This window comes from uncultured Mobiluncus sp. (genome assembly GCF_947087965.1).
Classification (GTDB): domain Bacteria; phylum Actinomycetota; class Actinomycetes; order Actinomycetales; family Actinomycetaceae; genus Mobiluncus.
Map to the genome: position 1 here is coordinate 295,820 of NZ_CAMUES010000002.1, position 25,460 is coordinate 321,279.

Consider the following 25,460-nt stretch of genomic DNA (forward strand, 5'->3'; position numbering starts at 1 on the left):
GTTAATGCGACCGGTGAAAAAACCGCATATAAACCTGGAGCTTATCTGACGATTCTAGGCGTCAATCATCTCGGCGTCCAACTTGGAGGCTCCCTCGATGATGAATTCCCGCCGCGGCGGCACCGCCGAACCCATCAACAGTTCAAAGACTTCTTCCGCCCGGTTGACAGCGGCTTCATCACTTAAACGGATTCTCCGCAGCGTGCGATGTAACGGATCCATGGTCGTTTCTGCCAACTGGTCGGCGTCCATCTCGCCCAGGCCCTTGTAGCGCTGAATGGGTTCCTTATAGGTTCGCCCGGTCTGCTCCAGTTTCCCCAGTTCTTTGTGCAGCTGTTCCTCGGAATAGGTGTAGCGGAACTCGCCCGGCGTCTTGCCTTTCGCGTTGACCTGAATCCGGTGCAGCGGCGGAACGGCCGCAAAAACCCGACCTGCGGCAATCATGGGCCGCATATAGCGGAAGAACAGGGTCAACAGCAGCGTGCGGATATGCGCCCCATCCACGTCCGCATCCGTCATCATGATGACTTTGCCGTACCGGGCTTGTGAAATGTCAAAAGTCCGCCCCGACCCGGCCCCAAGGACCTGGATAATCGCTGCGCACTCCGCGTTCGCCAGCATCTGGGCGGTTCCGGTCTTTTGCACGTTGAGGATTTTGCCGCGAATCGGGAACAGGGCTTGGAATTCGGAGTTCCGGGCGGCTTTCGCGGTGCCGAGCGCAGAATCGCCCTCCACGATAAACAGCTCGGATTTCTGAACATCGTCACTGCGGCAATCCACAAGTTTCGTCGGAAGGGTCGAGGTTTCCAACGCGTTTTTCCGCCGCGTGATTTCTTTGGACAGCCGGGCGGACAGGCGCGAACGCATCTCGGCCACGATTTTGTCCAGAAGGGCGGAAACTTGGTTCTTGTCCTCGCGCTTCCGGGAATTCAGTTTCGCTTCGAGCCCCTCAGTTACGACTTTGGTCACAATCGGCTTAACTTTGGCGCTGCCCAGGGCTTCTTTCGTTTGCCCCTCAAATTCCGGTTCGGGCAGGCGCACGGTGATGATGGCGGTCATGCCCGCCAGAATGTCTTCTTTCTCGATTTTCGATTCTTTAGCGCCCAGTTTCAGGCGCCGCGAGTTGGCTTGGATTGCCGCGCGTAGGGTTTTCACCAGTCCTGCCTCGAAGCCGGCCAGGTGCGTGCCACCGACCGGGGTCTCGATAATGTTCACGTAGCTTTGTTCCACGGTGTCATAGCCCACTCCCCAGCGCAGCGCCACGTCAACCTCACAGGTGCGCTCCATCTCTTTAGGCTCCAAATGCCCCGTCTTTTGGTTCGGTACTTGCACAATCTCCGTAAAGGTACCGCTCCCCTGCAGCTGCCAGGTGTCAGTGATGGCCCGGTCCGGCGCGAGATAGTCCACAAAGTCGACCGTACCGCCCTTGTGCAAGAACGTATCGGTGAGGGGTTCCTCCCCGCGCAGGTCGGTCACAGTGATGGCTAGGCCGGGAACCAGGAACGAAGTTTTGCGCGCCCGGTTGGACAGGTCCTCATAACTGAAGTCAACGTCCTTGGGGAAAATCTGGTAGTCCGCCCAGAAGCGGACCCGAGTCCCGGTGGTGCCTTTCTTAACCTTGCCAAGTTTCGTCAACTTGGAGGAATCCTCGAAAGGCCGGAAATCGTTGTTGGGGTTCAGTTCCTCCGTGTCACTGAACACCCCGGGTTCGCCCCGGCGAAACTGCAGACTGTGAGTATAACCGCCCCGGTCTACCGCCACGTCCATACGGGCGGACAGGGCGTTGACCACTGAGGCTCCCACCCCGTGCAAGCCTCCCGCGACCTTGTACAGTCCGGCATCGAACTTGCCGCCCGCGTGCAGTTTTGTGTACACGACTTCCACACCGCTCAAGCCCGTGCCGGGCACTTCGTCTATCGGCACCCCGCGTCCGTTGTCGCGCACTTCCGCCGAATGATCGGGATAAAGCACGACTTCGATGTGGTCACAGAACCCCGCCAGGGCCTCATCAACCGAGTTGTCGATGATTTCCCACAGGCAGTGCATGAGTCCTCGCCTGTCGGTCGAGCCGATATACATAGCGGGACGCTTGCGCACCGCCTCCAGCCCCTCCAAGACGGAAAGGTGGTGGGCGGAGTAATCAGAGACATCTTTTGCTGTAACCACGGGCTATATCCTATGCGTACCGACGCCGCGGTTCAGGTTGCCTTGCCGAGCAACCCGCTTTTTGTCCCCCGTGCTCTCGGTTTTCGCTCTGTGTGGTCCAGGTAAACCGCTGGTAGACTAAAAGGCCGATAAGGCATGAAACCCACGACACAGGAGGCGTCACCTTTGGAGCTGAAGGTTAAGACTTTTGCGCAGCTTAGTAACACGGAACTGTATGCAATCTTGAAACTCAGGGTTGATGTTTTCGTAGTCGAACAGGCTTGCCCCTACCCGGAAGTTGATGGGCGCGATGAGGATTCTCTGCACGTGTGGCTGGAACAGGACGGCGAGATTCTGGCTTACCTGCGCGTCTTGGACCGCGGCGTGGAGAGCGAATATGTCGCAATCGGCCGCGTCATTGCCGCGCGCCGCCGCCAGGGCTTGGGGTCTGAAATCATGAAAGCGGGAATACGCGTGGCCCAAGAGCGTTTCCACGCCGAAGCCATCTATCTGGAGGGACAGGTCTATGCCCAGGGGTTCTATGAAAACCTCGGGTTTCGCCAGATTTCTGAGCCCTACTTGGAGGACAATATCCCCCACATTAAGATGCTGCGCGAGTCTGACCCGAGCTGAGCACCGCCCGCACCGGCTGGCACCGCGCCAAGAACCGCGCGGAGATTTTGTATAGTGCTGCTGGGCTCCGGGCAATAATTTGTGCTCAATTGTTGGCATAAATGTGTTGGGGGTGTCTGCCATCTGGCAGACACCCCCAACATGGTCAGGAATGCGAGTTTCTGACCATCAGCCAGTTTCAGATGCTGTAATCTATAAAAAACCAGTGCGGATTGTTTTCGAACGAGTAGGAACAAAAACTCAGGACGCTTCAATTATCGTTCGCTGGAAACATCAGGTCCGCCATTGCAGCTGAAATTGTATTTATAATAAGCTGGATTAGAAGGGTTCTGGTAATGTATTTCCCCATCATAGAGCGAGAGAGTATATTTTAATACTGCTCGATTCGCAAATTCTTCGAGGCTAATTACCCCCTTCATATATGCTATTTCATTATCATCAGTTGATTCGACTCCAAATATTTTAACGCTACCTCCAGAATTGACCATAAAGTAATGCATAATAGAAAAAAAGGCTTGAGCCTGAATTTCCTTCTCATACTGTGACACACGCAGCGTATCAAGCATAATCAATGTATCAGGAGGGATAGTAGAGGCTGCATTAATTATTTCCGATTTTATGACATCTTTATTGATCGGGCTCTCGAAGCCCATAAACGCATCTGAAGGAGATGAAGAAGTCGGCGAGGCATTAAACTCAAATACGGCATATTTCTTCGAGACCTGATTAATGCAATTTGTCGCATATTTATCAAGCACAGCGGCACTACCAAACCTTTCATAATGTTTTTTAACTGACAATTCGGCAGTTTTCGTATAAACTAATCCCCCTGCAGAGCCTAATGATATGTCTATAAGAAAATCTCGTTGGTCTGTCACGTATTTTTTGCCATTATTTAGCATAATAGGAAGCTGCTTGGCATCTTCCCAAGTCATGTCTTTAACTGAAATTTGAGATCTCGGGATGATGCCGGTGGTGGCGGCTTGGACGGTAGCATCGGGCATGACTCCGGCCCCGCCGATAATCATCAGTTTGCTAGCACCCAGGACGTCAGCTTTTGCTTTCACACCCTCCCCGTTAGCCGGACTCAACAGGATGACCCCGTCTTTGGCGGCTCCAGCGACCATCGCGTCTTTCAACCCAGTACCCGACGCCAGGTACACGACACTGCCGGACTTTTGAGCCTTAGCATACTTAGCGATAGTGAACGCGGTCTCATACCGGTTCGCCCCCGCCAAACGAGCCGTCGCCTTACCACCAGCAGCCGTGTTCAACACACTATCGGGCACGACAGCCCCACCACCCAGGGCAGTGACTTTCGGGGCTTTCAACTCAGAGACAACCCCGGGCAAGGCTGCCGCGGAAGTCTCAGACGTAAACGTCAAAATCGGGCCATCACGCAGTACGCTCGCTGCGACCGCGTCAGGAGAACCCGAACCAGTATTCTTGGTAATGTAAACATTCTTCGGGGTACCGTTAACCTTCACCCACTGTTTCGCGATAGCCCCCGCCGTAGCATTACGATCCGCACCCGCCAAACGAACGACTTCCACACCGCTGGCTTTCGCCTGGTCCTCAATAGCCTGCGGCACCGCACCCACGCCACCAAGCAACACAATCTTGCCGGGTTTCACCCCACCCAGATTCAGACTCTTACCATCAGTCAACACCACCGGACCGTCCCCAATAGTCGCTGCCGGTAGCGCATCCACCGGGTTACGATTAGACGCCACATACACCACCGACCACGTGGTTCCCCACGTATGTTTCGCCACCGCCAACGAGGTCTCCACCCCAGACGGGCCAGCCAAACGCTCATGAGCCAACTCACCAGCCACCGCCGGTGCTACCGACACACCAGCCAAACCAAGCATGGAACCAGCCGCAACCAGCCCCACCAGCCATCTCTTCACACCCATAACCAAACTCCTAACGTTAGAAAAAACCTGGGTAACAAAATGCTAAGAAAATACCCCCCCCCCCCGCATGCTGTTCACCACCAGCGAACACCACACCGACACAAAACCAAACCCCTCACCCCGGCTGGGAGGGCATATGCACTAACGACCGATTTCAAACCAAAATCCGCCCCGCGGCTCCCCCGAGCTTTTGCAAAGTCACTGGTAGACCCGTTTCCAGCTGAATCAGGGTGCGCCAAAGCGAAAAGAAATAGGTCATTCATGCACACCTGCTAGATTCCCCTGCGTGGATAACTAGGGAGATTTGGGCTGCAGCTGCCAATAATGGCAGCTGCAGCCCAAATCCCACATTTTATCCGCAAACGCAAGACGAACTGGGCGTCGGGCGCGACCGGAGCAAGGGGGCGACTCAGCGAGAGGCTGGGGGGTGAGCGTTTTGCGACAATAGTCGTGCAAAACGCGAGGGGGCACTCCCCCTTCCGCCTCTCGCGAGCGCCCCCAGCGACGAAGCGCCCACCACTAAAACCGATACGCCACTAACGCGATAGTTCTTTTCTGCTTTGGAGCTACGGCGGCGCGACGTCCCCCGGACGTCGCTTTTAGCCGCCTCCGCCATTAACGCGATGGCTCACTCACTACGCGATGCCATCGCGCACAGGGGTCGCTATTAGTTCAAGTAATCGCGCAAAGACTGAGAACGAGCCGGGTGGCGCAGCTTGGACATCGTCTTGGCCTCAATCTGGCGGATACGCTCGCGAGTGACCCCGTAGCGGCGCCCGATTTCGTCCAACGTCTTGGGCTGACCATCTTTAAGACCGAAACGCATGGCAATCACGCCGGATTCCCGCTCGCTCAACGTGTCCAAGACACGCTGCAGCTGTTCTTGGAGCATCATAAAGCTGACCGCATCGGCGGGAACCACTGCTTCGGAATCTTCAATCAAATCCCCGAATTCGGAGTCTCCGTCCTCGCCCAGCGGGGTGTGCAGGGAAATCGGCTCGCGACCGTATTTCTGGACTTCCACGACCTTTTCCGGGGTCATCTCGAGTTCTTGCGCCAACTCGTCTGGGGTGGGTTCGCGTCCCAGATCCTGCAGCATTTGGCGCTGCACCCGCGCCAGTTTATTGATGACTTCCACCATGTGAACGGGGATACGAATCGTGCGCGCCTGGTCCGCCATCGCGCGGGTGATGGCCTGACGAATCCACCAGGTTGCGTAGGTCGAGAACTTGTAGCCCTTGGAATAATCGAACTTTTCCACCGCGCGAATCAGGCCCAGGTTGCCCTCTTGAATCAAGTCAAGGAACAACATACCGCGCCCGGTATATTTCTTTGCCAGTGCTACCACCAGACGCAGGTTCGCCTCCAGCAGGTGGTTCTTGGCCATTTGCCCGTCTTGAACCACATAGTGCAGTTCCCGAATCTCTTTCGGAGTCATGGTTTCCTGCTTGGTTTTCAACAGGTGTTCCGCGTAGAGTCCAGCCTCAATTCGCTTGGACAGGTCCACTTCCTGTTCCGCGTTCAGCAGCGCGACTTTACCAATTTGCTTCAGGTAATCCTTAACCGGATCGGAAGTCGCCCCAGCTACGGTAACTTTTTGAGCCGGCTCGTCCGCATCGTCTTTTTCTGAAAGGGTGTATTCCGCACTCGTCGAGTTTTTAGTTTTAGAATCCTGCTTGGCGTCGCTGTCTTTCGACTTGTCCTCGCGGGAAGTGTCCTCGTCCTCGGTTTCTTCAGCGTCTTCTTCGCTGTCTGAGTCTTCTTCCTCGTCAGTCTCGTCGTCGTCCTCGAGGTTTTCTAAGTCCTCATCCGCGATTTCCGGGTCTTCCAGTTCGCCTTCATCAGGTTCGTTGTCTTTGTCTTCGACTTCTTCCTCGATTTCGTCCTCAGGGTCTAGCGCCTGAGTTTTTACAGACTCTTCGGGTAATTCTTGATCTGTTACTGACTTCTTCCGCTTCGCTCCTGTGCCAGTCGCTGTGGCGCTTGCCTTGGTGGCCCGGGTTTTACGGGCGGTACTCTGTTTATTCGCTGCCTGCTTGGTCCCGGCTTTCGCGGTTGTTTTAGCAGCAGAGCGCGCGCTGGCTTTCGGTGTCGTTTTCTCGCCAGATTTTGCACTAGCCTTGGTGGTCGCTTTGGCCGTAGTCTTCGTGGAGGTCTTAGCGGCCGGTTTAGAGGTAGTTTTCGCAGAAGTTTTCGTGCCAGTCTTTGCACTGGTTTTCGCAGTAGTCTTGGTGGCTTTCGCTGCGGTGCTCTGGTTTCCGGTCGTGGCCTTGGCTTTCGTCGAAGACTTGCCGGTTGATTTCGTATCCGACCGTGTCGTCGAGGCTTTCTGTCCTGCCGCAGACCTGGTGGTGGCTTTTCTAGTAGTGGAACCAGCCTTGGTGGCTGCTGCTGACTTACCGGCAGTCTTACGAGTGGTGGAAGTGCTGGTTTCGCCTTGATTTTCAATAGGCTTTTCGCTGGTAGACACCGAGAACCTTTCGCATTGAGGATTTGTTTCAAAACGTACAAGGCACAATTATAATTTCATACTAACAAAATTGCTCATGACATGGTAAATTTGGGTCATGCTCGAGGAGATTTCCCTAATAGCTGACGTGCGCTCTGAGGTCAGCGCCCGCCTCACTGAACCGTGGAAATATTGCACCAGCAAAGCCTTAACTATCACCCAACTTGACGAATTCTCTGGTCCCACTATCGGCCTACTCGCTCGCGGTAAGCGTTTCCGGGCTATCGCCGCCTACATGGGGTGGATTAGCGCCGCTGGCCCTCTCAAAACGGATGAAATTCCCGACCAACTTCTGGACCTGGGCACCAGCCTCGAGCTTTTCCAGGCTTCGGCCCTAGTTCACGATGACATTATTGACGATGCCATCAAACGCCGTGGCCTGCCTTCCGCACAAATCGCATTTATGACTTCTTTCCCCATGGGTGGACCTCGTTTCGGCGACTCCGCCGCTATTCTGTGGGGTGATTTGCTCTATGCGGCAGCGAATTCTTACTTTTCCCAAGCTATCAGCACGCTCTCTACGGAAAATGCGCGCCGGGCCAGCAATCTCTACGTTTCGATGCAAGCCGAAGTCGCCTACGGACAGTTCCTCGACCTTTCCGCTGAGACTCGCGAGATTTCCCCCGATATGCCCCCATCTCGGGACGCGGCTATGGAAATCATCAAGCACAAGACCGCACGTTATTCCGTGGTGATACCGCTGTTGTTGGGGGCGGCGTTGCGCGGTGCCAGTGATTCCCTGATGGAACAGTTGGAAGGTTTTGCCACTCCTCTGGGGGTGGCTTACCAGCTGCGCGATGATGATTTGGGAATTTTTGGCGATCAAGAACTGACCGGGAAACCAGCAGGCGATGATATTCGTTCCGGCAAACGCACCGCACAGCTCGCCCTCGCTTGGGAAATGACTGATGACCAGGGACGGGACTACTTGATGCGCTATTGGGGAGCGCCAGACTTAACTCCGCCCATAATTGACAATATTTGCGCCATCATCACCGGTTCCGGAGCTCGTCGCGCCATTTCGGATTTGATGAATGAACATCTGGAACAATCCCAGAGATTCCTTGATGCCATGCCGTGCGATGCGGAAGTGAAACGGCAACTTGCAGACTTCGGTTCCTCCCTGGTGAACCGCGCTAATTAGAGAGCCAGGGCTCCAGCCACTCGGCGCACAGCTTTCTTGCGCCCCGCCCGCAGAGCATTCAGCGGGGTGTCCCCCAAACTGTCATCCTCGCTCAACATCCAGTTCATCGCTTCGGCATCACTGAACCCGCCGTCACGCAGCAGGATTAGGGTGCCCCGCAGAACCTCCAGCGGACCGCGGTAGTCCCCCTCAGACTCGGCAGCCACCAGGAAAACCTGGGGAATGCGCAACTTTCCGTCCTCTGGGGAAGGCAGGGCCAGCAGGGATACATCTTTCAGCCAGGAGCGAATAGCCTTCGCTTCCACGCCCAGATAAGCCGCCGCTTCACTGATAGTCAGCCAGCTAAATTCCTTCCAGATATCACTCACAATGCAAAACTAATGCAAAAAGCGGCGCGTCACGGGGAGGGACACAGAAATACCGGACAATTTAACCTAGACTTTTGGGCGTGAGTGACAAAGAAAAGGAAAATTTTGACGGTACCGGAGCCACGACCGCGGTACCGGCGCCAAAACCGACTTCTACGGGACGTCACTCTAACGGCAAGATGCCCGACTCTTTCCCGCCAGCTCAGCCCGCCGCAGCCCTCAAAGCCGCGCCTGAGCCTCCGGATCGCCTGGTAGGACAGACTATTGATGCCCGTTACGTCATTGAAAAGCGAATTGCCCGCGGCGGGATGGCAACCGTGTACCGGGCGCGAGATACGCGCTTAGACCGGCCGGTGGCCTTGAAAATCATGTATCCTCACCTGGCGGAATCCGCGGACTTCGTCGCCCGGTTCCGCCGGGAGGCGCGGGCAGCGGCAAAACTGACCCACCCCGGCGTTGTCGCCGTTTATGACCAGGGCAGCGCCCAGGGTTCCAGCTACCTGGTAATGGAACTGATAAAAGGTCCTAACCTGCGTACTTACCTGCGTTCGCAGGGATGCCTGCCGGTGGGCGAGGCTCTCAAAATCACCAAAGAAATCCTCCAGGCTCTCGCTGCCGCTCACCGTTCCGGCTTGATTCATCGTGATGTAAAGCCAGAAAACGTGCTGCTGCCAGAAACCGGCCAAGTTAAAGTTGCCGATTTTGGTTTGGCGCGCGCCGCCTCCGAAGTCACGGCTGCTACTACCGGCTCAATCCTGGGCACGGTAGCGTATCTATCTCCCGAAACTGTCTCTGGAACCGCCGCAGATTCCCGCGTCGATGTTTACGCGACCGGCATAATGCTTTTCGAACTCCTCGCGGGAGTTCCCCCGTTTTCTGGCGATTCTCCCATCCAAATCGCTTACGCCCACGTGCATGAAGACGTCCCGCATATCAAAGAGACGCAGCCTTGGGTACCGCAGCCCGTCGACGACCTGATTGCGAAACTCACAACACGCGACCCTGCCAAACGCCCTTTGAACGGGGACGCCGCCCTGGAACTGGTCAACCAAACCATTGCCGAACTGGACCCCACCGAGATGGAACTGCGCGGGGATACTCCACCGGCAACCACTCCTGCCGATTCAGACTCTGACCAGGAGCTGACCCCGACTCTCAGCGAAGTTCCGCTCCCTGGTGCCCCTGGTTCTCCCTCGCATCACAAGTCCTGGTGGAAGAGTCACCGGGGACGGCAATCAGAGTCCGCGCTGGACTCCGCAACTCCATCCGAAGGCACCACCCGCAGCAAAACACGGGGACGTTTGATTGGGGGAATCGTCGGCGCTATAGTCCTCTTGGCCGCCATCCTGACCTGGTTCTTTATGTGGGGACCGGGATCGTTTAGACCCATGGTGGACGTGGTCAATCAACAATGGCCGGATGCCTCCAAATCCCTTACCGCTGCTGATGTGACTTTTGAACGAGTAGATGTGTTCGATGACAACATTCCGGCCGGTAACGTGGCTCGCACCAATCCTGCGCCCGGTAAACCGCTGGGGCGTTTTCAGACTGCAAAGATTTTTGTGTCCAAGGGCATCGAAATGCTGACTATGCCCGATTTGACCGGAAAAACCCGTGAGGAAGCCCTGGAGTTGGTGAAAAAGGCTCGCTTCAATACTCCGCAAATCAGCGAGGACTTTCACGACACCGTACCGGAAGGCCAAATTTCTTCCCAAGACCCGGCTCCCAATGCCAGCGTGGCACACAACACCATCGTAAAAATCACGGTTTCCAAGGGACGCCAACCGGTTTCAATGCCAGATTTGGTTGGTAAACCGAGCCAGGAAGCTCAAAACGAGTTGACGAAGGTCGGTTTGCAGCCCCAGGTCACGGAAGACTTCTCAGATAACGTTCCCAAGGGCAAGGTCATCAGCCAAAGCGTGGCGCCCAACACCACGGTTCACCGTCTGGATCAGGTGAATCTGGTTATTTCTAAAGGTCCGGAAGTAGTGGCGGTGCCGAACGTCTTTGGCAAGAGTGAAGGCGATGCTCGCGCCGCCCTAGAATCCGCTGGCTTTACGGTCAATGTAAAACGGACTTTCGGGGATTCCAAACGGGTTTTGAATTCCAATCCTAGCGCCGGAACTCAGGCAAGAGTCGGCTCCACGGTGACCATCACCCTGTTCTGAGCGCGCTTGATACCTGGCAAACCGGAGTCTGTCACTCGAAAATCCCCAACAGGTTAACGCCGCGCCGCGCGCAAGGCACGGATTAAAAACCTAGAGCCGGGAAGTTCTCTAAGTCCGCCGGTTGGATTCCCGGCTTCGCCTGCGCCAGCATTTGCGCCACCAGGAAGGCCAGTTCCAGTGCTTGTTGATGGTTCAGACGCGGATCGACCAAGGTTTCATAACGGTTCGCCAGAGCGGATTCATCGATGGTTTCCGTACCGCCAACGATTTCGGTCACGTCCTCGCCCGTTAGTTCCACGTGAATGCCCCCGGGAACCGTCCCCACTGCCTCGTGCGCAGCAAAGAAACCCCGCACCTCGTCCAGAATCGTCTCAAAGTGACGAGTTTTGTAGCCCGAACCGGTCTTTACCGTGTTGCCGTGCATCGGATCGCACATCCACACAATAGGGGTGCCGGTGTCTTTGCCTGCTTGTAACAGGGCGGGAAGTTTTTCCCTGATGTTGCTAGCCCCCATCCGGGTAATGAAAGTCAGGCGTCCCGCCAGCCCCTCCGGATTCAACCGTTCCACGAGCCCTGTCACGTCATCGGGTGTCGAGTTCGGTCCCAGCTTAACTCCCAGGGGATTCTTCACTTGAGACAGCAAAGCCACGTGCGCCCCGTCCAGCTGGCGGGTGCGTTCCCCAATCCACAGGAAGTGCGCAGAAGTGTCATACAAATCGCCACTAATGGAATCCACACGAGTTAGGGCGCTTTCGTATTCCAAAAGGAGCGCTTCGTGTGAGGCATAGAAATCGGTGGTTCGCAGCGCGTCTGAGGGAACCCCGGTAGCTTTCATAAACTGCATGGCCGCGTCGATCGCGGTAGCTAGGTCGTCGAATTTCGAGTAAGCCCGGTTGCGCATAAAGCCTTTGTTCCACTCGTGGACTCGGCGCATATCCGCGTAACCGCCCTGGGTGAAGGCTCGAATCAGGTTCAGCGTGGCGGCTGAATACTGGTAGCAGGACATGAGCCGGCGCGGGTCGGGAGTGCGCGAGTCTGCGTTGAACTCATGTCCGTTGACGGCGTCTCCTCGGTAGGATTCCAAAGTCACCCCGTCTCGGGTTTCCGTGTCAGAAGAACGTGGTTTGGCGTACTGGCCAGCCATACGGCCCATTTTGATGACGGGCAGCCCCCCGCCATAAGCCAGAACGACTGCCATTTGCAGGATGGTCTGAATTTTTAGTTTCAGGTGGTCAGCAGTGGATTCCGCAAAAGTTTCAGCACAATCCCCGCCGGTCAGCACGAAAGCCTCGCCGACACAGGCTTGGGCCATCAAGTTTTGCAACTCGTTGACCTCTCCGGCAAAAACCAGCGGCGGGCGCTGCTTCAGAGCGGCACAGACCTCAGTGACCTTGGCCGGGTCGGGATAGCGTGGCTGCTGGAAAGCAGCTGCGCTGCGCCAGACAGTTTCAAAATCCCGTAGTGTATTCAAGACCATTTCCCGCGTTCTCATTTCGTGTTTGCCATTAAAAGCCCTCGCTCCGGGCAACTTTCCTATAGTTTAACCCGGAGCGAGGCAGGTGAGAAAACCTGAAAAGCCTAGGCTTGGCCAATCTCCTGGAGCATCTGACGGAACCACGGCAGGTTCACGTCGAAAGGCTTGCCGCCCTTGATACGCTGGAAATCGATACAGCTCAAACGGTTGCCATTTTCCTCGTCGTGCCCAATGACCCCGGATTCACCGGCGATTGCACACTGCACGCCCAGGTCCACCATGCCCTTGATGAGCTGCAAGTCAGCTTGATTAGACGGGGCTGAACGTGCAAAGTAGCCGGATTTTTGAACCAAGACTTTTTCAGCGTCTAATGCCTTGGCAAACCGCTTGGCAAAGTATTGTCCCGGATTGATTTCGTCGAGGCGTACATGGCCGAACGCGTCACGATTGACGACCTGGTTCTGAGCCTCCATCTCGGCCACAATGTCCATGACTCCGGCGCCTTCGGACAGGAAAATGTTTACGGTGTCATTTTCGTCCATAATTTTCTTGAGGCGTTTGCCTTCGGATTCGATGTCCATATGCATCTCCGGCACGTAGATACCGTTAATATCCCAGTGTTTACGGTCCAACCCCACCGAAGGCACAAAGGTTTGTTGGTCCAGCCACTCGCGATACAGCTTTGCCGAGTACGCCGTCAGCCAGCCACAGTTACGTCCCATTACCTCGTGCACAATCAGCATCCGCGGAGAGACCCGGGATTCGGAAATGATGTGCTGGGCAAAAATGGAAGTATTTTCGGCTGCTGTGTAGGCACCCAAAGATTGACGAATCGGCACTACATCGTTGTCAATAGTCTTGGGCAGTCCCACCACCGTGAGATGATATTTGTGCGCTTCCAGGTAGGCTGCTAAATCGGCCGCGGTCGTGTTCGTATCGTCCCCACCGATGGTGTGCAGCACATCAACGCCGTCCTTTACCAGCTGGTCGGCAGCGACTTTCAGGGCGTCCTCACCCTCCTTGATGAGACCGCGTTTCACCAGGTCGGCGGTGTTTGTCAGCTTGACTCGGGAGTTACCGATGGGCGAACCACCATAGAGCTGCAAACGGGAGGCATGTGCCCGGGCATCATCATCAATCTGCAAATACTTGCCGGTCAGCAGACCGTGATAGCCGTGCTCGTAAGCGATGATTTCCACCTCCGGTTCCAACTCGGTGTACCGTTCAATCAACATGCCCACCGCGGTGGACAGGCACGGCGCAAAACCGCCGGCTGTCAACAGAGCTACTCGCTTCAAAGCCATATTTCTGCCTTTCTCGTTATCTGATTTCTTAACATTCTAAGATTCATCGCCGGGTTGGGTGGCTAAGTCCGGTGTGGTATCCGGCTGTTCCTCGGAAGGGGAAATATCCGGAGTCCCCGCCTCACTCGCGGCTGTTTCGGAGTCTTTGCCAGCGTCCCTGCTAGTTTTTCGCTGTGCCTCCAGGCGTTTTTTCACATTGGCGGCATATTCATCAACATATTCCTGACCGGACAGCAGCATCAAGTCATACATGACTTCATCGGTTATGGAACGCAACACGTAGCGATTATTCTCCATACCCTTGTATCGTGAGAAGTCCAGAGGCTTTCCAATGATGACCCCGATACGCTCCAGCTTGGGGATGGTCTTGCCGATAGGCTGCGATTTGTTCGTTCCCACCATCGCCACCGGAATAATCGGAGCGCCGCTAATCAGCGAGAGCCGGGCAATCCCAGTTTTGCCTCGATAAAGCCTGCCGTCCGGCGAACGCGTGCCTTCGGGATAGATGCCGAACAAACCGCCGCGTTCCAGGACTTGCAGACCTTTATCCAAAGCGACCTGGGAGGCTTTGCCGCCGGAACGATCTACCGGAATGACCCCCACGGACTGCATAAAATGCTTGGTAATCCAGCCTTTAAAGCCGGTGCCGGTAAAGTAATCGGACTTCCCGACGAAAGTAATTTCTCGCTTGCTCATCAACGGCAGGAACACCGAGTCGATGACGGCGAGGTGATTGGAAGCCAAAATTGCCGGCCCGGTTTCGGGAATGTTTTCCGCTCCGCGTATCCACGGCTGAAACAAGAGGCGTAACAACGGTCCGGCGACAAACTTTGAGAATCTGTACACAGTCGATACCTCCAGTGCCCCAAGGGCTTCATGTATAGTTCAAATATGACGTTTCGTAAACGAAGCGGTCACAAGGATCGCGATGAGGAAACCCCTGAGGAGGTCAATCGCCGTTTCGAGCAACTCGCGGCGGCTACTCCTGAGCTCGGAGGTTTCGGACCTCGGGACTGGACTCCAGCGGAAGACAACGAAGGCTTCGTAGCACCCAATCCCCCTTTACCGACTTTGCGCACTCGCACTAAGGTCGGTTGGCTGCTGCTGGTTGCCGCCATCATCGGCTTTATAATCCTGGGGATTACCCAACCGGCTTATTCGGCAGTGGCAGCCACTATATGTTTACTGGCACTAGCGGTGGGTTTGGGTTTGCTCCTGCCCATCCGCCGTCGCTAAGGCTCTCAAGTGGTCTGTGAAAGAGCCTGTCTCAGAGCAGCCATCACGGCATCAGCCTCATAGGGAGCCGGTACGTTATAGCTCGCCCCGGACCAGCGCGACATCCATTCGTCCTGTTGGCGAGCCACCAGCATAATGATGGGCGGAACTTTATCCGCATGAATATTGAGCCAACGCGCCACTGATTGCCCGCCCTCTTGATAAGTTTCAGCATCAAGCACCAGAGCCGCATAGCGGTTCTCAGCGAAATTTTGTTTCACCGCATCCGGGGTCGCCACTTCCTGCCAGTCTATCGGCGGTATATCGAAACTACCGCTGAGTCCGGCTGCATCCATGACGGCTTGACGGGTATGGGGATTGCCACTGAAAAGCATAACTTGCACGGCATCGGTGCCTGCTTTTGCTTCCATAGAATTCGCTCCTTTACCAAAGACATGAACATTTTACCTACCGATTGGGTGCACGCCAAACAGTTCTGTGGGCGCCCCCCGATGGGTGCCGGCCAAACTCGCCGACTCGAAAATCCTGGTGACAATCCCCGCCCTATCCCAAAGTCGGGAGGGCGATTGCGTCTACGATATCGACAATCTGGACGACCCCACGCGGCGCTGATTTGTTCGGAGGCCCCACCATCACCAGTCGAGAACCGACGGTTTTACCCACGGCTTTCATGGTTTCCGCATCCGCCCACAGCACGCCCTGACCGTTAATCCAGGTCGAGACGGGCTTGTCTCCCCAAGAACCGGAAACCACTACATATCCGACCTGGTCGCCGGCCTGAATGGGCTGTCCCTGCCCTTCCAGAGTCCACACGTTCGCGGGCTGGCCGGGAACTTTTGAACCTTCGATGTAGGCCGGCTGAGGTTCTGCACCGGGGCCGCAATAGATTCGCAGACCGTCAGGAAGTTTCGCCCCGGTAGGCTGTGATTGAGCCAAAAGCTGGGTGTATGCGGCCAACTGGGTTTCTTCCGTCACCGGAGGCGCGAACAGAATGTCGATAACAAAAACCAAAGTTTCGCCAGCCAGCGGGTGATCCTTGCCGGGTAGAGGCTGCCCGGCGTCTTTCGCGGCTTGTTCCCGTTCCGTGAGTTCCCCGTAAGCTAAGCGCGGCGGAATGACGAGCTCAATCCGATCCCCCACATTGCGCCCGGCCAAACCCCAGGTCCAACCCTCGATGATGTTGCTACCTAGAGAGAAGTGGGCGGGTTCGCCCCTTTGCCAGGAGTCGTCAAAGACTTCGCCGTTCCACTTTTGTCCCTTGTAATGGACGATGACGTCAGCGTTCGCGGAAACGACGGTCCCGGTGCCTTCATGCAGCACCGTGCGGATGAAGTCTTTAGGAGCCGGTCCCGTTCCCGCCGCAATGTTTGGTTCCGTCCCGAAGCTATCGGGTGAGTCCACCGCGGGAACCGGTCCGTTTTCTACCGGTTTTACCGCCGCTGGTTCCGCAGATGCGGCTGGGGTAATGGTCTTAACGCAGCTCTTCGGGGTGGCTAGCGGGGCGTTTTGTTCTCTGGGGGCCTCTTGGCAAGCTGTCAAACCCGCGACTGCCAAAGCAAACAGGGAGAGTACCGCTAGTTGTTTCTGTAGGTGTTGCAAGATTGTACCTCTTTTTCCAAAATTCAGGTTTCGTGTCCCTCGCCCTGCGGTGTTAACGGTTGGTATCGTAGGCGGCAACCAGCTGCAACAATGTTGCCTGGGGATCAGCCGTGGGCGTAGCCGGGGTGACTACCAGCACCAAACTACCCAACGGTAAATCGGCTAGTTCTAAAGAATCAGCTGAAACCGAGGTCAGCTCACCGGCATTCCAGTCAGCCGCGGTGGTCTGGGTGTTCCAATCCGTACTGACTCGTTTCACGATGACGCCCTGCCCCACTTTGACTGCCGGACCGTCGCCGGTGGCGTAGACCGAGGTGGATCGTTGAGACGGATACGACCCTGCCGCCACAGCGTTGACAGTGTAGGCACCCTGACCGTCCGCTTCGATGCTAATACCATCCGGCAGCGGGTTATTGGTGGGAGTGACCTGGAACTTGGAGGCTGCGTCCGCGGACACCGCTAAACGCACGTCCACCACGTAGGCCAGCGTGTCGCCCTTCTTAACCCCGATACTGCTGGCACCCATCTCGCCGTAGGCTTTACTCGGGGGCAGAATCAGCATAACCCGCTGACCGACCTTGACCCCACGCAGCTCTTTCCATCCTTCAATCGGCGGGTGAGCCAGCGAAATCGCACGCGGTCCGGCCGCATCGGTGATGGTGGAATCAGGCATCAAAGCTCCACCCCAAACTTTGCCGTAGTAATCCACAACGACAAGGTCGCCGTCCTTAACCTCCTCGCCTTTTCCGTTGCCGTCATCAAGCACCTTCATCACGGGTACTTCAGGCGGGGGGGCTGCCGGGAAATTAATCTCCGGTACCGTCCCGAACTGGGGTGAAGCCACAGTAGGCATCTCGCTACCAGCGGGTTTAGAACAGGAAGACAGTAACAGCGCGAGGCTGGCGGCCGCTAGGGCGAAAGCAAATTTTCGTAACACGATACTCCCCAGAATACTCAAGTTCAGATTCGTTTAAACTTGATTTTACCTTGAATAAGTCGGTGTCCGAGCCTAATCGTTGTCGACTTTTCTACTTTATCGCTCCACCCAGCCGTTTATTCTGCTTCAGAACTGTAAAAAACGGCGAGCCCAGATAACTAGGCTCGCCGCGACACTTAGTAGTTTTTCTCTAGTGGAAAGATCCTCCACATGAACAGGTATTGACCGCATTGGGGTTATCGATAACGAACCCGGTCTGGGCCAGAGTGTCCTGGAAATCAACTGTGGCGCCAGCCAGGTAGGGCACGCTCATTTTGTCAACGACCAACTCAACGCCATCAAAATCCCGTACCGCATCGTCTTCGGACAGCTCATCATCGAATTCGAGCTGGTAAATCAAACCGGAACAACCCCCGGGAGCTACCCCCACGCGCAGCCGCAAATCATCACGGCCTTCCTGTTCCAGTAAGGATTTAATCTTGGCTACTGCGGCATCAGTCAAAGTGACCTCGTGGGTCAAAGAAGCGGTCTCCATCTATATTTCCTTTCCTGCAAAAAACACTGCAACTTAGTCTAACCTTATTTATGTCGTTTTTTCTTCCTCAGTTTTGGTATCGCCCTGACCTGGGCATATTGCCGCCTGACGGGCAACCGTTGCTCTCAATCGGGCAGATGCCAGGTTTGGCCCAGGATACGTCCCCACTCAGTTGCCCCGCGCTGGGGATGTTCGGCGAAGAAGTAGGCTTGCGCGATGCCTGATTCTTGCAGCTGACGGCGCGAAAGCGGGGAATCCGCGGCCAACACCACCACAGGTTGAATGCCTCGCCGCGCCGCCCGGGCCACGACCAGGTTTGCCAAGTCAGCCGGCCCGGGCGCATCGGTGATTTCCGGCTGAATGACCAGGTACAAATCGGCCTGCGCATCCAGCCGGACTTGCCGAGGGCTGGCAATGGTCAGTCCTTTCACAAGCGCGGTGCCGGTGCTGTCCGGGTCGGGTACGGCCGGGCTCACACTCTGCGCTTGTGCCAGCTGCAAATTCGCCACGTCTAGGTGCAGGGTGTCCGCCGGATGGTACTGGCTCCACGCCTCGCAAAAGTCCTGGGCAAACTCGGCGAATTTGGGAGTCGCCAGAATCTGAATCCGCACCGGGCTGAGCCTAACTGAGCGCCGGGACAGAGCCGTTAGACAACCGCCCCAACAGCAGGGTTTCGGCCAGCACAGCCCCTTGCAAATCCGCTAAATCTTGAGATTCATTTTCCGAGTGGGCGTTGGTGTAGGGATCCTCGACCCCGGTCACGAGGACTTCGGCAGCGGGGAAAAACTCCTGGAACGTGGCTATAAACGGAATCGAACCGCCTTGCCCGATATTGACGCTCTTGACCCCAAACGCATCGGTCAAGGCTCCGTGCATCAAAGCCAGCACCGGAGAATCCAGATTGGCTGCATAAGCCGGACCGGTCTCCAGGCACTCCACGTTGACTTCGGCACCGAAAGGAGCGTTAGCTACCAGGTAATCCGATAGCACTTGCGCCGCCTTTTGAGGATCCTGACCCGGTGCGATACGCATCGAAATCCGCGCTTTCGCCTGCGGGATAATCGTATTCGAGCTGGTCGCGATGCTGGGCGCGTCAATCCCGATGACACTGATGGCTGGTTGGGTCCACAGGCGGGAGGCGAGGTCACCAGTCCCCGTCAGTTCCAGCCCCGCCACAGCACCCATTTGTTTCCGCAAGTCATCTTCCGGGTAGTCCACGTCCGCCACCGGGTTCGCCACCAAACCCGGCACCGCCACACTGCCCTTCTGATCGTGCAAAGTGGCGATGAGCCGACACAGGCAGGTCAAGGCGTCTACGGTGACCCCGCCAAAAGCCCCGGAATGTACGGCGTGATCCAAAGTCTTGACACTCACGTCTACGCTCAACACGCCGCGCAGACCGGTGGTCAAGGCCGGCTGGTGAACGTCCCAGTTTCCGGAATCCGTCACGATGATGACATCAGCCTGCAGGAATTCCTGATTCTGTTCTAGGAAGGCGGTAAAGGTTGGAGAGCCGACTTCTTCCTCGCCTTCGATAAAGATTTTCACGTTGACGGGCAGTTCGTCACCCCATGCGCGCAGCATCCCCAAGTGAGTCGCCACCCCGGCTCCATCATCGCTGGCACCGCGGCCATAAAGACGGCCATCGCGCTCCACCGGCTCAAACGGATCCGAATCCCATTTGTTGAGATCCCCGGTGGGCTGCACGTCATGGTGCGCATAGAGCAGCACCGTGGGAGCACCGGCCGGTCCGGACTTTTCAGCCAAAATTGCGGGGCGAGAAACTAACCCGGTTTCCGAATCCGTCACGGTCACAATGCGTGCCGCAGCCCCGGCTGCCTCCAGATTTTTCACAATGTATTCCGCACTGGCCTGCATGTCCGAAGCATGTTCCGGCAGCGAGGACACCGCGGGAATCCGCACCAAGCCTTTTAAGAACTCGACTAGATTGTTGAAATCGGCAGTTGCACGTTCACGCAAGGTTACTTCCTCCACCGTATTTTCCTTTCCCTATTTTTGTTTGCCGGTCGCTTTCCCGGTTTTCCAACATAAAAAATCTGTGGCATGATTTGCCTATCATGAGTCTATTAAAAAAGCAGCAGCCAAGCGAAGCTGAAAACACGGGCGAATCGAAAACCGCCGCCAATCCACGCCAAAAGAAGGGGCCCACCCCTTCGCGCAAACAGCAGGAAGCCCGCAACTACCAAGGACTGCTGGGTGTTGACAAGAAAGTCGCGAAGGAACGGGCGCGCGCGGAATCGCGCCGCCGCTACGAGCGTGAACAGGAAGGTCTGCGCACGGGTCGCGAGGATTTGTTGCCTTACCAGCATCGCGGTCAGGCTCGCCGAATGACCCGAGATTACATCGATTCTCGCTATTCTTTTGCCGAATTTATGATTGTGACGATGCTAGCGCTCATGGCTCTCAGCTTGATTGCTGTGTCTATTTTGAACCGGCAAAACTCGGATTTGGCTCAAAAAATCAATACCTGGACCTTGATTGGTTCTTATGCTGTCTTGATTCTGGGCATGCTTGATGCCGGTTTCATTGCGGGACAAGCCCGGCGCAAAGTGGTGAAGCGTCTGGGCGCGGACAATGTGCCGCGCGGACTGCGCTGGTATGCCTTTACGCGCGCTATCATGATTCGCCGGTGGCGTAGCCCGAAGCCACAGGTGGGGCGCGGCAAGGCCGCTAAACAGCAGCGGGATTCCTGATAGCTGCCCCAATTTATTGTTAAATTGGCGTAAATTCAGCGTTTACCATCCGTTAACAGTCGCGGTCATGGCCCTGTAGCTTATAGACTGACATCATGGACACACGTTATTTAGGCAACTCTGGACTCAAGATTTCTTCGCTGATTCTCGGGAACTGGCTCACTCACGGAGCCCAAATAGAGGACAAAACTGCGGAAAAAACCGTTCGGACCGCCCTTGAGAACGGAATTTTTACATTTGATACCGCCGATGTTTATGCCAATGGTGCCGCTGAAAAAGTCTTAGGGCGGGCTTTAAGGGACGTGGATCGTCAAGACTTGGTGCTGATGTCCAAGGTTTATTGGCCAGTTAAGGGCTTTGGGCCGAACGATGCCGGGCTGTCTCGCAAACATATTTTTGAATCTTGCCATAACTCCTTGAAGCGACTGCGCACGGATTACCTGGATGTCTATCAGGCACATCGCTTCGATTACGAAACTCCGCTGGAAGAAACCATGCTGGCTTTTGCCGACTTGGTGCGAGCCGGGAAGATTCTCTACGTTGGGGTTTCCGAGTGGTATCCCGACCAGATTCGCGATGCGGCGCATTTGGCCCGCGAACTGAAGATTCCCCTAATCTCTAATCAGGCTGAATACTCTCTGCTGTGGCGAGTCGTCGAGGACGGGGTCGTCGAGGCTTGCGAACACAACGGTATGGGACACTTGTGCTTTTCTCCCCTGGCACAAGGGGTGTTGACCGGAAAGTACCGTCCCGGGGAAACTCCGAAGGAAAAAACGCGTGCCGCCAGCAAAGTTGGAGGAAAGTTCATGCACCGCTGGATGCAGGACGACCTGCTGGCCGCAGTACAGGGATTGCGCCGGGTAGCAGAAGAAGCCGGTTGCCGCATGAATCAGCTAGCTTTGGCCTGGCTGCTGGCTCGCCCGAATGTTTCCGGCGTCATTATTGGAGCCTCCAAAGCGTCCCAGATTGAGGACAACTTGGGAGCTCTGGACGTGACGATTGACGACCATTTGAACGCTCTCATCGATGATGTGCTGGGTGATTTTGTGGTTCATACCCAGCCCGATGATTGCCACAAGTCTCCGTTGAAGCGTCCTTAGGGTCGTTCCTTTTCTGTCCCCGACTAGACTTGTCTCTATGTACAAGTTTGTGTTTCGTCACCTTTTCGTGAAGCTCGATGCCGAATGGGTGCATCGCCGCGCTATCGACTGGCTGGAGTTCTGGGGGCGGTTTAGGTTGGCGCGCCAGGCGGCTTCCCGAGTAGTCCGCCGTAGCGAACCAACCTTTATCTGGCCTCTCCCCCGCCCCAATTTCGACCCCGACCTTTCGGGTAGAGAGTTTCGCACTTACGGCCCTCTGGGCTTGGCGGCAGGCATGGACAAAGAAGCCCGCGCGGTCGCCATGTGGGATGCGCTGGGCTTTGGATTCATGGAAATCGGTACCATCACCCCCCTGCCGCAACCCGGCAACGACCGTCCGCGCTTGTGGCGTATGCCCCAGCAGCGTGCGCTACGCAACGCGATGGGCTTCAATAACGAAGGCGCGCGAGTGGCAGCCCGCCGGTTACGGCGCTGGCGAGCCGAATATGGGGAGCAAATCATCATCGGGGCCAATATCGGTAAGAATAAGGTCACTCCCCCCGAAGAAGCCGCGACGGATTACCGTAAAGTTACGCGAGTATTGGCTGCCCTCGTAGATTTCCTAGTCATCAACGTGTCCTCACCAAATACCCCCGGATTGCGGGACCTGCAGGCAGTTTCCTCCCTGCGCCCCATCGTCAAAGCTGTGCGGCGCGAACTGAAACTCCAAGGACTATCCGAGCTGCCCGTGTTTGTAAAAATCGCCCCGGATTTGGCTGATGAAGATGTCATTGCCGTGGCACAGCTGGCTATGGATGAGGGCTTAGCTGGAGTGGTGGCGACCAACACGACCATCAAGCACGATTTGGGTGCTGGCGGAGTGTCGGGCGCGCCGTTGCGGAGCCGCGCCCTGGAGGTCGTGAAAGTGTTGCGAGCGAACCTGAGCCCTGAGCAAACCATTATCGGGGTCGGCGGCATCTCGACCCCTGACGATGCCCGAGCCATGCTGGCTGCCGGCGCGAACCTCATCGAAGGATTCTCGGCTTTCATTTATGAAGGCCCCGTCTGGCCGGCACGCCTCAATCGGGAACTGACCCCCAGCTAGCTTCTGACCGGTTTTAGACGCCCTGCCCACCTCGCGTTGAGCCTAACTAATCCCACCAAAAACGCCACAGTTGCCGATTGAGATGCCGATTATAAAAGACGCTGACTTCATCGGGACAGGCGTCCTCACCTAACTCAAACCGCTTCAAACCAGCATAGGCCGCATGCGGATCCTCATCGTCAGGACCGAGCCCCAGCAGATGCGGCGAGACGAAAATGGTATCTATGCTCAAACGCTCATCAAAGCGCTGGGGTCCAATCATGTAGCCGGAAAAAAATGTTTCAGCGGGATGCTGAGCCACGAGCTGCAGCAAATCCTCCACCCGCGGAGCGTAGTTTTGCCGCTCGTCCAACGCGTTGGGCGGTATCACTTTCAACAGTTGGGTGGCTAGCCACGCATCCCCATCTGAGTATGGCAAATAGTCAACCATTTCCTCCACATCCACGTCGGGATATTCGCGAGCCATGTCAAACCACATCCAATCCGAATAAGGCAGAGTCAGGGTGGTAACCCCCTCCAGCACCGTCCAGCCCCGTGGCCCGTAAATGCCCGGATCCAGCTGAGGATTACCGATGAGTCCCCGCAGACTTTCCAAAGACATGGTCTTTGCTAAGTTACAGCGCTCACAATCGCAGCTAACGTCATGATGCGGTACTTCCTTTGCCCTCCAATTCCGTAGTTCTTGCATAATTTCCAAAGTCGCCATATGTGTTCCTTTCTGTCATTTCCCCCAGGCCCGGTTGGCGCCGCGCCTTCTGGGATTTAGTGTTCTGAAAACCGGGGCGGGTGTCGAGAACAGATTTTCTTACCTGTGGAAAACCCCCATTTCAGCCACCTTGTGGAAAACTCTGTAAATCCGCTTGTTTTCGGTCTAAAGTTGGGAATTTTGGGGATTAAAAGGCACAATTAAGCGTGCTAATTGACCTGGAATCCCTCACTGCCTACCCGGAATTTCTCCGTGACTACACCCAGTTAAAAGACGTGAATCTGCGCCGCAGTCTGGAAGCGGAACAGGGACTGTTTATGGCGGAATCCAACGAAGTCATCGGCCGAGCCCTGCGCGCCGGATATACCCCGCGCTCCCTGCTCTTAGCCCCGCATTGGCTGGAAATTATCCGCCCGCTGCTCGCCGCCAGTCCCGCCACCGGATTTGCGGACGACGGCGGACCTATCCCCGTGTTTGTGGCTCCGGAAGACCTCTTGGAACGCCTGGTGGGTTTCCATCTGCACCGCGGGGCGATAGCGGCCATGCAGCGCAAACCGGCCCTGGATCCGCGCGAAATCCTGAACCGTTCGTCCCGAGTCTTAATCTTGGAAGATTTGGTCGATCACACGAATGTGGGAGCAGCGGTGCGCAGTGCCGCGGCCTGCGGCTACGACGCCATCATGGTCACGCCCTCGTGCGCTGACCCGCTGTATCGCCGGGCGGTACGGGTTTCGATGGGCACGATTTTTCAAGTGCCTTGGACCCGGTTGGAACGCTGGCCCGACCCGGCGTTATTTCACGAGTCTGGTTTTGAACTGGTCGCGCTGGCGCTGCGCGAGGACTCTCAGGACTTGCGAGATTACGCAGCGGAACTGGCCACTGACCCGACTCGAAAGGTGGCTTTCATTGCAGGAGCTGAACGGGATGGATTGAAACCGCGGACGATTGCCCGCGCCGATAAAGTGGTGCGCATCGCGATGGCTCACGGGGTCGATTCCCTGAATGTGGCCGGGGCTATCGCTATCGCCTGCTGGGCGACGGCCGCGAAACCGCCTGTAAACGGCTCATCACCAACCGAAACTTGGAATCGCTAGGCCAGCAACCGCCGCAGCCAGGCCAAAGTGTCCGCGGGACCGCTCACCGCCTGACACGGCACCCCAGTCGCCAACACCGGGTAATCATTGCCCCGCTCGTCGAGACGATCCCCCAAGAACACAAGGTTGAGCGGGGTGTACCCAGTCGATTCCATTAGGGAGCGGATGCCGTAAGCTTTGTCCACTCCGCGTGCTGTGACGTCCACCGAGGTAGCCCCGCCGCTACGCACCTCCAGCTGGGGCAACTGCTTTCCCAGCGCCTGCACCAACGCGGCTTTCTTCGAGCCGTCGGGGTCCCAGGCTCGTTTTGCCGCGAGGGGCGCTTGCTGACCCAAGGCGGAAAAGGTCACCTGGGTGCCGCGGTCCTCGATGATGTTTCCCCACGGTGAGGATTCCCAAAAGCCAAGTTCACGAGCAGTTGTTTCGATAGTTTCAACAGTCTGTCGCCGCAGGTCTGCCGCGAGGTCTCGGCGGTAGACGCGCACCAGTTTGTCCGGGTCGCTTCCCGGTTCCATCCGGTAATACTGGGTGCCGCAGGTGGGCAGCAGATGCAGCGTGTGCTTGGGAGCCGGCTGGTCGACGAGTCGAGAAAGAACCTGGGTTTGGAACTGAGAGAGCTGGCCGCCAGAAATGATGGCCGCTTCATACCTGTTCAGGAGCTTGGCCAGGGCGGCCGCCATTTCGGTGTCGAGCGGCATTTTTGAGGGTGCCAGCGTGTCGTCCAGGTCGAAAGCAACCAGACGCAGGGCTTCAGAGGTGGTAAATTGCAAACTCACTAGACAATCCTGAGG

At 56.3% G+C, this 25,460-nt stretch carries 23 protein-coding genes; 8 read left to right on the forward strand and 15 right to left on the reverse strand.

Annotation, left to right across the window (positions count from 1 at the left end; translation table 11 throughout):
- Positions 1–54: 54 nt before the first annotated feature.
- Entirely contained in the window at positions 55–2,166 is a 2,112-nt protein-coding gene (locus Q0V70_RS03340; protein WP_297588349.1) for a type IIA DNA topoisomerase subunit B, read from the reverse strand.
- Positions 2,167–2,301: 135 nt separating this feature from the next.
- Between Q0V70_RS03340 and Q0V70_RS03345 the strand changes: the two genes are divergently transcribed.
- Positions 2,302–2,778 carry a GNAT family N-acetyltransferase gene (locus Q0V70_RS03345; protein WP_211575656.1) on the forward strand — a complete coding sequence of 159 codons (477 nt, stop codon included), beginning with the start codon at positions 2,302–2,304 and terminating at the stop codon, positions 2,776–2,778.
- A 254-nt stretch (positions 2,779–3,032) separates the two neighbouring features.
- Here Q0V70_RS03345 and Q0V70_RS03350 read toward each other — a convergent pair whose 3' ends face one another.
- Both Q0V70_RS03350 and Q0V70_RS03355 read right to left on the reverse strand, forming a co-directional pair.
- Positions 3,033–4,697, reverse strand: coding sequence for a cell wall-binding repeat-containing protein (locus Q0V70_RS03350; RefSeq protein WP_297588355.1), 1,665 nt, complete (start codon positions 4,695–4,697; stop codon positions 3,033–3,035).
- A 667-nt stretch (positions 4,698–5,364) separates the two neighbouring features.
- Complete coding sequence (locus Q0V70_RS03355; RefSeq protein ID WP_297345977.1) at positions 5,365–7,167, reverse strand: RNA polymerase sigma factor; 1,803 nt, start codon at positions 7,165–7,167, stop codon at positions 5,365–5,367.
- A gap of 97 nt (positions 7,168–7,264) precedes the next feature.
- On the opposite strand from Q0V70_RS03355, the gene Q0V70_RS03360 reads away from it, so the two are divergent.
- Complete coding sequence (locus Q0V70_RS03360) at positions 7,265–8,350, forward strand: polyprenyl synthetase family protein (RefSeq protein WP_297588358.1); 1,086 nt, start codon at positions 7,265–7,267, stop codon at positions 8,348–8,350.
- Here Q0V70_RS03360 and Q0V70_RS03365 read toward each other — a convergent pair.
- The gene (locus Q0V70_RS03365; RefSeq protein ID WP_297345975.1) at positions 8,347–8,718 is read right to left on the reverse strand and encodes an Rv2175c family DNA-binding protein; all 372 of its coding nucleotides are present in this window, start codon (positions 8,716–8,718) and stop codon (positions 8,347–8,349) included. The two genes, Q0V70_RS03360 and Q0V70_RS03365, sit on opposite strands and share 4 nt — an antisense overlap.
- Positions 8,719–8,798: 80 nt before the next feature.
- On the opposite strand from Q0V70_RS03365, the gene pknB reads away from it, so the two are divergent.
- Positions 8,799–10,886: a Stk1 family PASTA domain-containing Ser/Thr kinase gene (gene pknB / locus Q0V70_RS03370; RefSeq protein WP_297588360.1), complete on the forward strand. Its 2,088-nt coding sequence runs from the start codon at positions 8,799–8,801 to the stop codon at positions 10,884–10,886.
- 82 nt (positions 10,887–10,968) lie between these two features.
- Here pknB and Q0V70_RS03375 read toward each other — a convergent pair whose 3' ends face one another.
- The 3 genes from Q0V70_RS03375 to Q0V70_RS03385 form a co-directional block, all read right to left on the reverse strand.
- On the reverse strand, positions 10,969–12,363 hold the full coding sequence (locus tag Q0V70_RS03375) for a class II 3-deoxy-7-phosphoheptulonate synthase (protein WP_297588362.1): 1,395 nt from the start codon (positions 12,361–12,363) through the stop codon (positions 10,969–10,971).
- Between the two features lie 101 nt (positions 12,364–12,464).
- Positions 12,465–13,664 (reverse strand): pyrophosphate--fructose-6-phosphate 1-phosphotransferase, encoded by a 1,200-nt coding sequence (locus Q0V70_RS03380; protein WP_282921678.1) that lies wholly within the window; start codon positions 13,662–13,664, stop codon positions 12,465–12,467.
- Between the two features lie 36 nt (positions 13,665–13,700).
- Positions 13,701–14,510, reverse strand: coding sequence for a 1-acyl-sn-glycerol-3-phosphate acyltransferase (locus tag Q0V70_RS03385; RefSeq protein ID WP_297588364.1), 810 nt, complete (start codon positions 14,508–14,510; stop codon positions 13,701–13,703).
- A gap of 45 nt (positions 14,511–14,555) precedes the next feature.
- Between Q0V70_RS03385 and Q0V70_RS03390 the strand changes: the two genes are divergently transcribed.
- A complete protein-coding gene (locus tag Q0V70_RS03390) occupies positions 14,556–14,900 on the forward strand; it encodes a hypothetical protein (RefSeq protein WP_297588366.1) in 345 nt (114 codons plus the stop codon).
- A gap of 5 nt (positions 14,901–14,905) precedes the next feature.
- Here Q0V70_RS03390 and Q0V70_RS03395 read toward each other — a convergent pair whose 3' ends face one another.
- From Q0V70_RS03395 to Q0V70_RS03420, 6 genes are all read right to left on the reverse strand, one after another.
- A complete protein-coding gene (locus Q0V70_RS03395; protein ID WP_282921681.1) occupies positions 14,906–15,310 on the reverse strand; it encodes a DNA-binding response regulator in 405 nt (134 codons plus the stop codon).
- A 133-nt stretch (positions 15,311–15,443) separates the two neighbouring features.
- Positions 15,444–16,499, reverse strand: coding sequence for an FKBP-type peptidyl-prolyl cis-trans isomerase (locus tag Q0V70_RS03400; protein WP_297588369.1), 1,056 nt, complete (start codon positions 16,497–16,499; stop codon positions 15,444–15,446).
- 52 nt (positions 16,500–16,551) lie between these two features.
- A complete protein-coding gene (locus tag Q0V70_RS03405) occupies positions 16,552–17,436 on the reverse strand; it encodes an FKBP-type peptidyl-prolyl cis-trans isomerase (protein WP_297588371.1) in 885 nt (294 codons plus the stop codon).
- A gap of 190 nt (positions 17,437–17,626) precedes the next feature.
- Entirely contained in the window at positions 17,627–17,971 is a 345-nt protein-coding gene (gene erpA, locus Q0V70_RS03410) for an iron-sulfur cluster insertion protein ErpA (RefSeq protein ID WP_282921684.1), read from the reverse strand.
- Between the two features lie 125 nt (positions 17,972–18,096).
- Positions 18,097–18,582 (reverse strand): hypothetical protein, encoded by a 486-nt coding sequence (locus tag Q0V70_RS03415; protein ID WP_295027562.1) that lies wholly within the window; start codon positions 18,580–18,582, stop codon positions 18,097–18,099.
- 10 nt (positions 18,583–18,592) lie between these two features.
- Positions 18,593–19,966 (reverse strand): dipeptidase, encoded by a 1,374-nt coding sequence (locus tag Q0V70_RS03420; protein ID WP_297588373.1) that lies wholly within the window; start codon positions 19,964–19,966, stop codon positions 18,593–18,595.
- Between the two features lie 83 nt (positions 19,967–20,049).
- On the opposite strand from Q0V70_RS03420, the gene Q0V70_RS03425 reads away from it, so the two are divergent.
- From Q0V70_RS03425 to Q0V70_RS03435, 3 genes are all read left to right on the forward strand, one after another.
- Entirely contained in the window at positions 20,050–20,685 is a 636-nt protein-coding gene (locus tag Q0V70_RS03425) for a DUF3043 domain-containing protein (protein WP_295027560.1), read from the forward strand.
- A 95-nt stretch (positions 20,686–20,780) separates the two neighbouring features.
- Positions 20,781–21,785 (forward strand): aldo/keto reductase family protein, encoded by a 1,005-nt coding sequence (locus Q0V70_RS03430; protein ID WP_297588375.1) that lies wholly within the window; start codon positions 20,781–20,783, stop codon positions 21,783–21,785.
- A gap of 37 nt (positions 21,786–21,822) precedes the next feature.
- Positions 21,823–22,869 (forward strand): quinone-dependent dihydroorotate dehydrogenase, encoded by a 1,047-nt coding sequence (locus Q0V70_RS03435; RefSeq protein WP_295027558.1) that lies wholly within the window; start codon positions 21,823–21,825, stop codon positions 22,867–22,869.
- A 46-nt stretch (positions 22,870–22,915) separates the two neighbouring features.
- Here the strand turns inward: Q0V70_RS03435 and Q0V70_RS03440 are convergent, their stop codons facing one another.
- A complete protein-coding gene (locus tag Q0V70_RS03440; protein WP_297588378.1) occupies positions 22,916–23,575 on the reverse strand; it encodes a hypothetical protein in 660 nt (219 codons plus the stop codon).
- Between the two features lie 206 nt (positions 23,576–23,781).
- Between Q0V70_RS03440 and Q0V70_RS03445 the strand changes: the two genes are divergently transcribed.
- Entirely contained in the window at positions 23,782–24,669 is an 888-nt protein-coding gene (locus Q0V70_RS03445; RefSeq protein WP_297588380.1) for an RNA methyltransferase, read from the forward strand.
- On the opposite strand, the gene Q0V70_RS03450 is transcribed toward Q0V70_RS03445, so the two are convergent.
- Positions 24,666–25,415: an HAD-IIB family hydrolase gene (locus Q0V70_RS03450; protein WP_297588613.1), complete on the reverse strand. Its 750-nt coding sequence runs from the start codon at positions 25,413–25,415 to the stop codon at positions 24,666–24,668. The genes Q0V70_RS03445 and Q0V70_RS03450 overlap by 4 nt on opposite strands.
- Between the last annotated feature and the right edge of the window lie 45 nt (positions 25,416–25,460).

Bases quoted from the DNA above. Each gene is read 5' to 3' on its own strand.
- Q0V70_RS03375 (WP_297588362.1), bottom strand. From the start codon at position 12,363: ATGGTCTTGAATACACTACGGGATTTTGAAACTGTCTGGCGCAGCGCA.
- Q0V70_RS03435 (WP_295027558.1), top strand. From the start codon at position 21,823: ATGTACAAGTTTGTGTTTCGTCACCTTTTCGTGAAGCTCGATGCCGAA.
- Q0V70_RS03360 (WP_297588358.1), top strand. From the start codon at position 7,265: ATGCTCGAGGAGATTTCCCTAATAGCTGACGTGCGCTCTGAGGTCAGC.
- Q0V70_RS03430 (WP_297588375.1), top strand. From the start codon at position 20,781: ATGGACACACGTTATTTAGGCAACTCTGGACTCAAGATTTCTTCGCTG.
- Q0V70_RS03425 (WP_295027560.1), top strand. From the start codon at position 20,050: ATGAGTCTATTAAAAAAGCAGCAGCCAAGCGAAGCTGAAAACACGGGC.
- Q0V70_RS03440 (WP_297588378.1), bottom strand. From the start codon at position 23,575: ATGGCGACTTTGGAAATTATGCAAGAACTACGGAATTGGAGGGCAAAG.
- Q0V70_RS03395 (WP_282921681.1), bottom strand. From the start codon at position 15,310: ATGGAAGCAAAAGCAGGCACCGATGCCGTGCAAGTTATGCTTTTCAGT.
- Q0V70_RS03390 (WP_297588366.1), top strand. From the start codon at position 14,556: ATGACGTTTCGTAAACGAAGCGGTCACAAGGATCGCGATGAGGAAACC.
- erpA (WP_282921684.1), bottom strand. From the start codon at position 17,971: ATGGAGACCGCTTCTTTGACCCACGAGGTCACTTTGACTGATGCCGCA.
- Q0V70_RS03380 (WP_282921678.1), bottom strand. From the start codon at position 13,664: ATGGCTTTGAAGCGAGTAGCTCTGTTGACAGCCGGCGGTTTTGCGCCG.
- Q0V70_RS03345 (WP_211575656.1), top strand. From the start codon at position 2,302: ATGAAACCCACGACACAGGAGGCGTCACCTTTGGAGCTGAAGGTTAAG.
- Q0V70_RS03350 (WP_297588355.1), bottom strand. From the start codon at position 4,697: ATGGGTGTGAAGAGATGGCTGGTGGGGCTGGTTGCGGCTGGTTCCATG.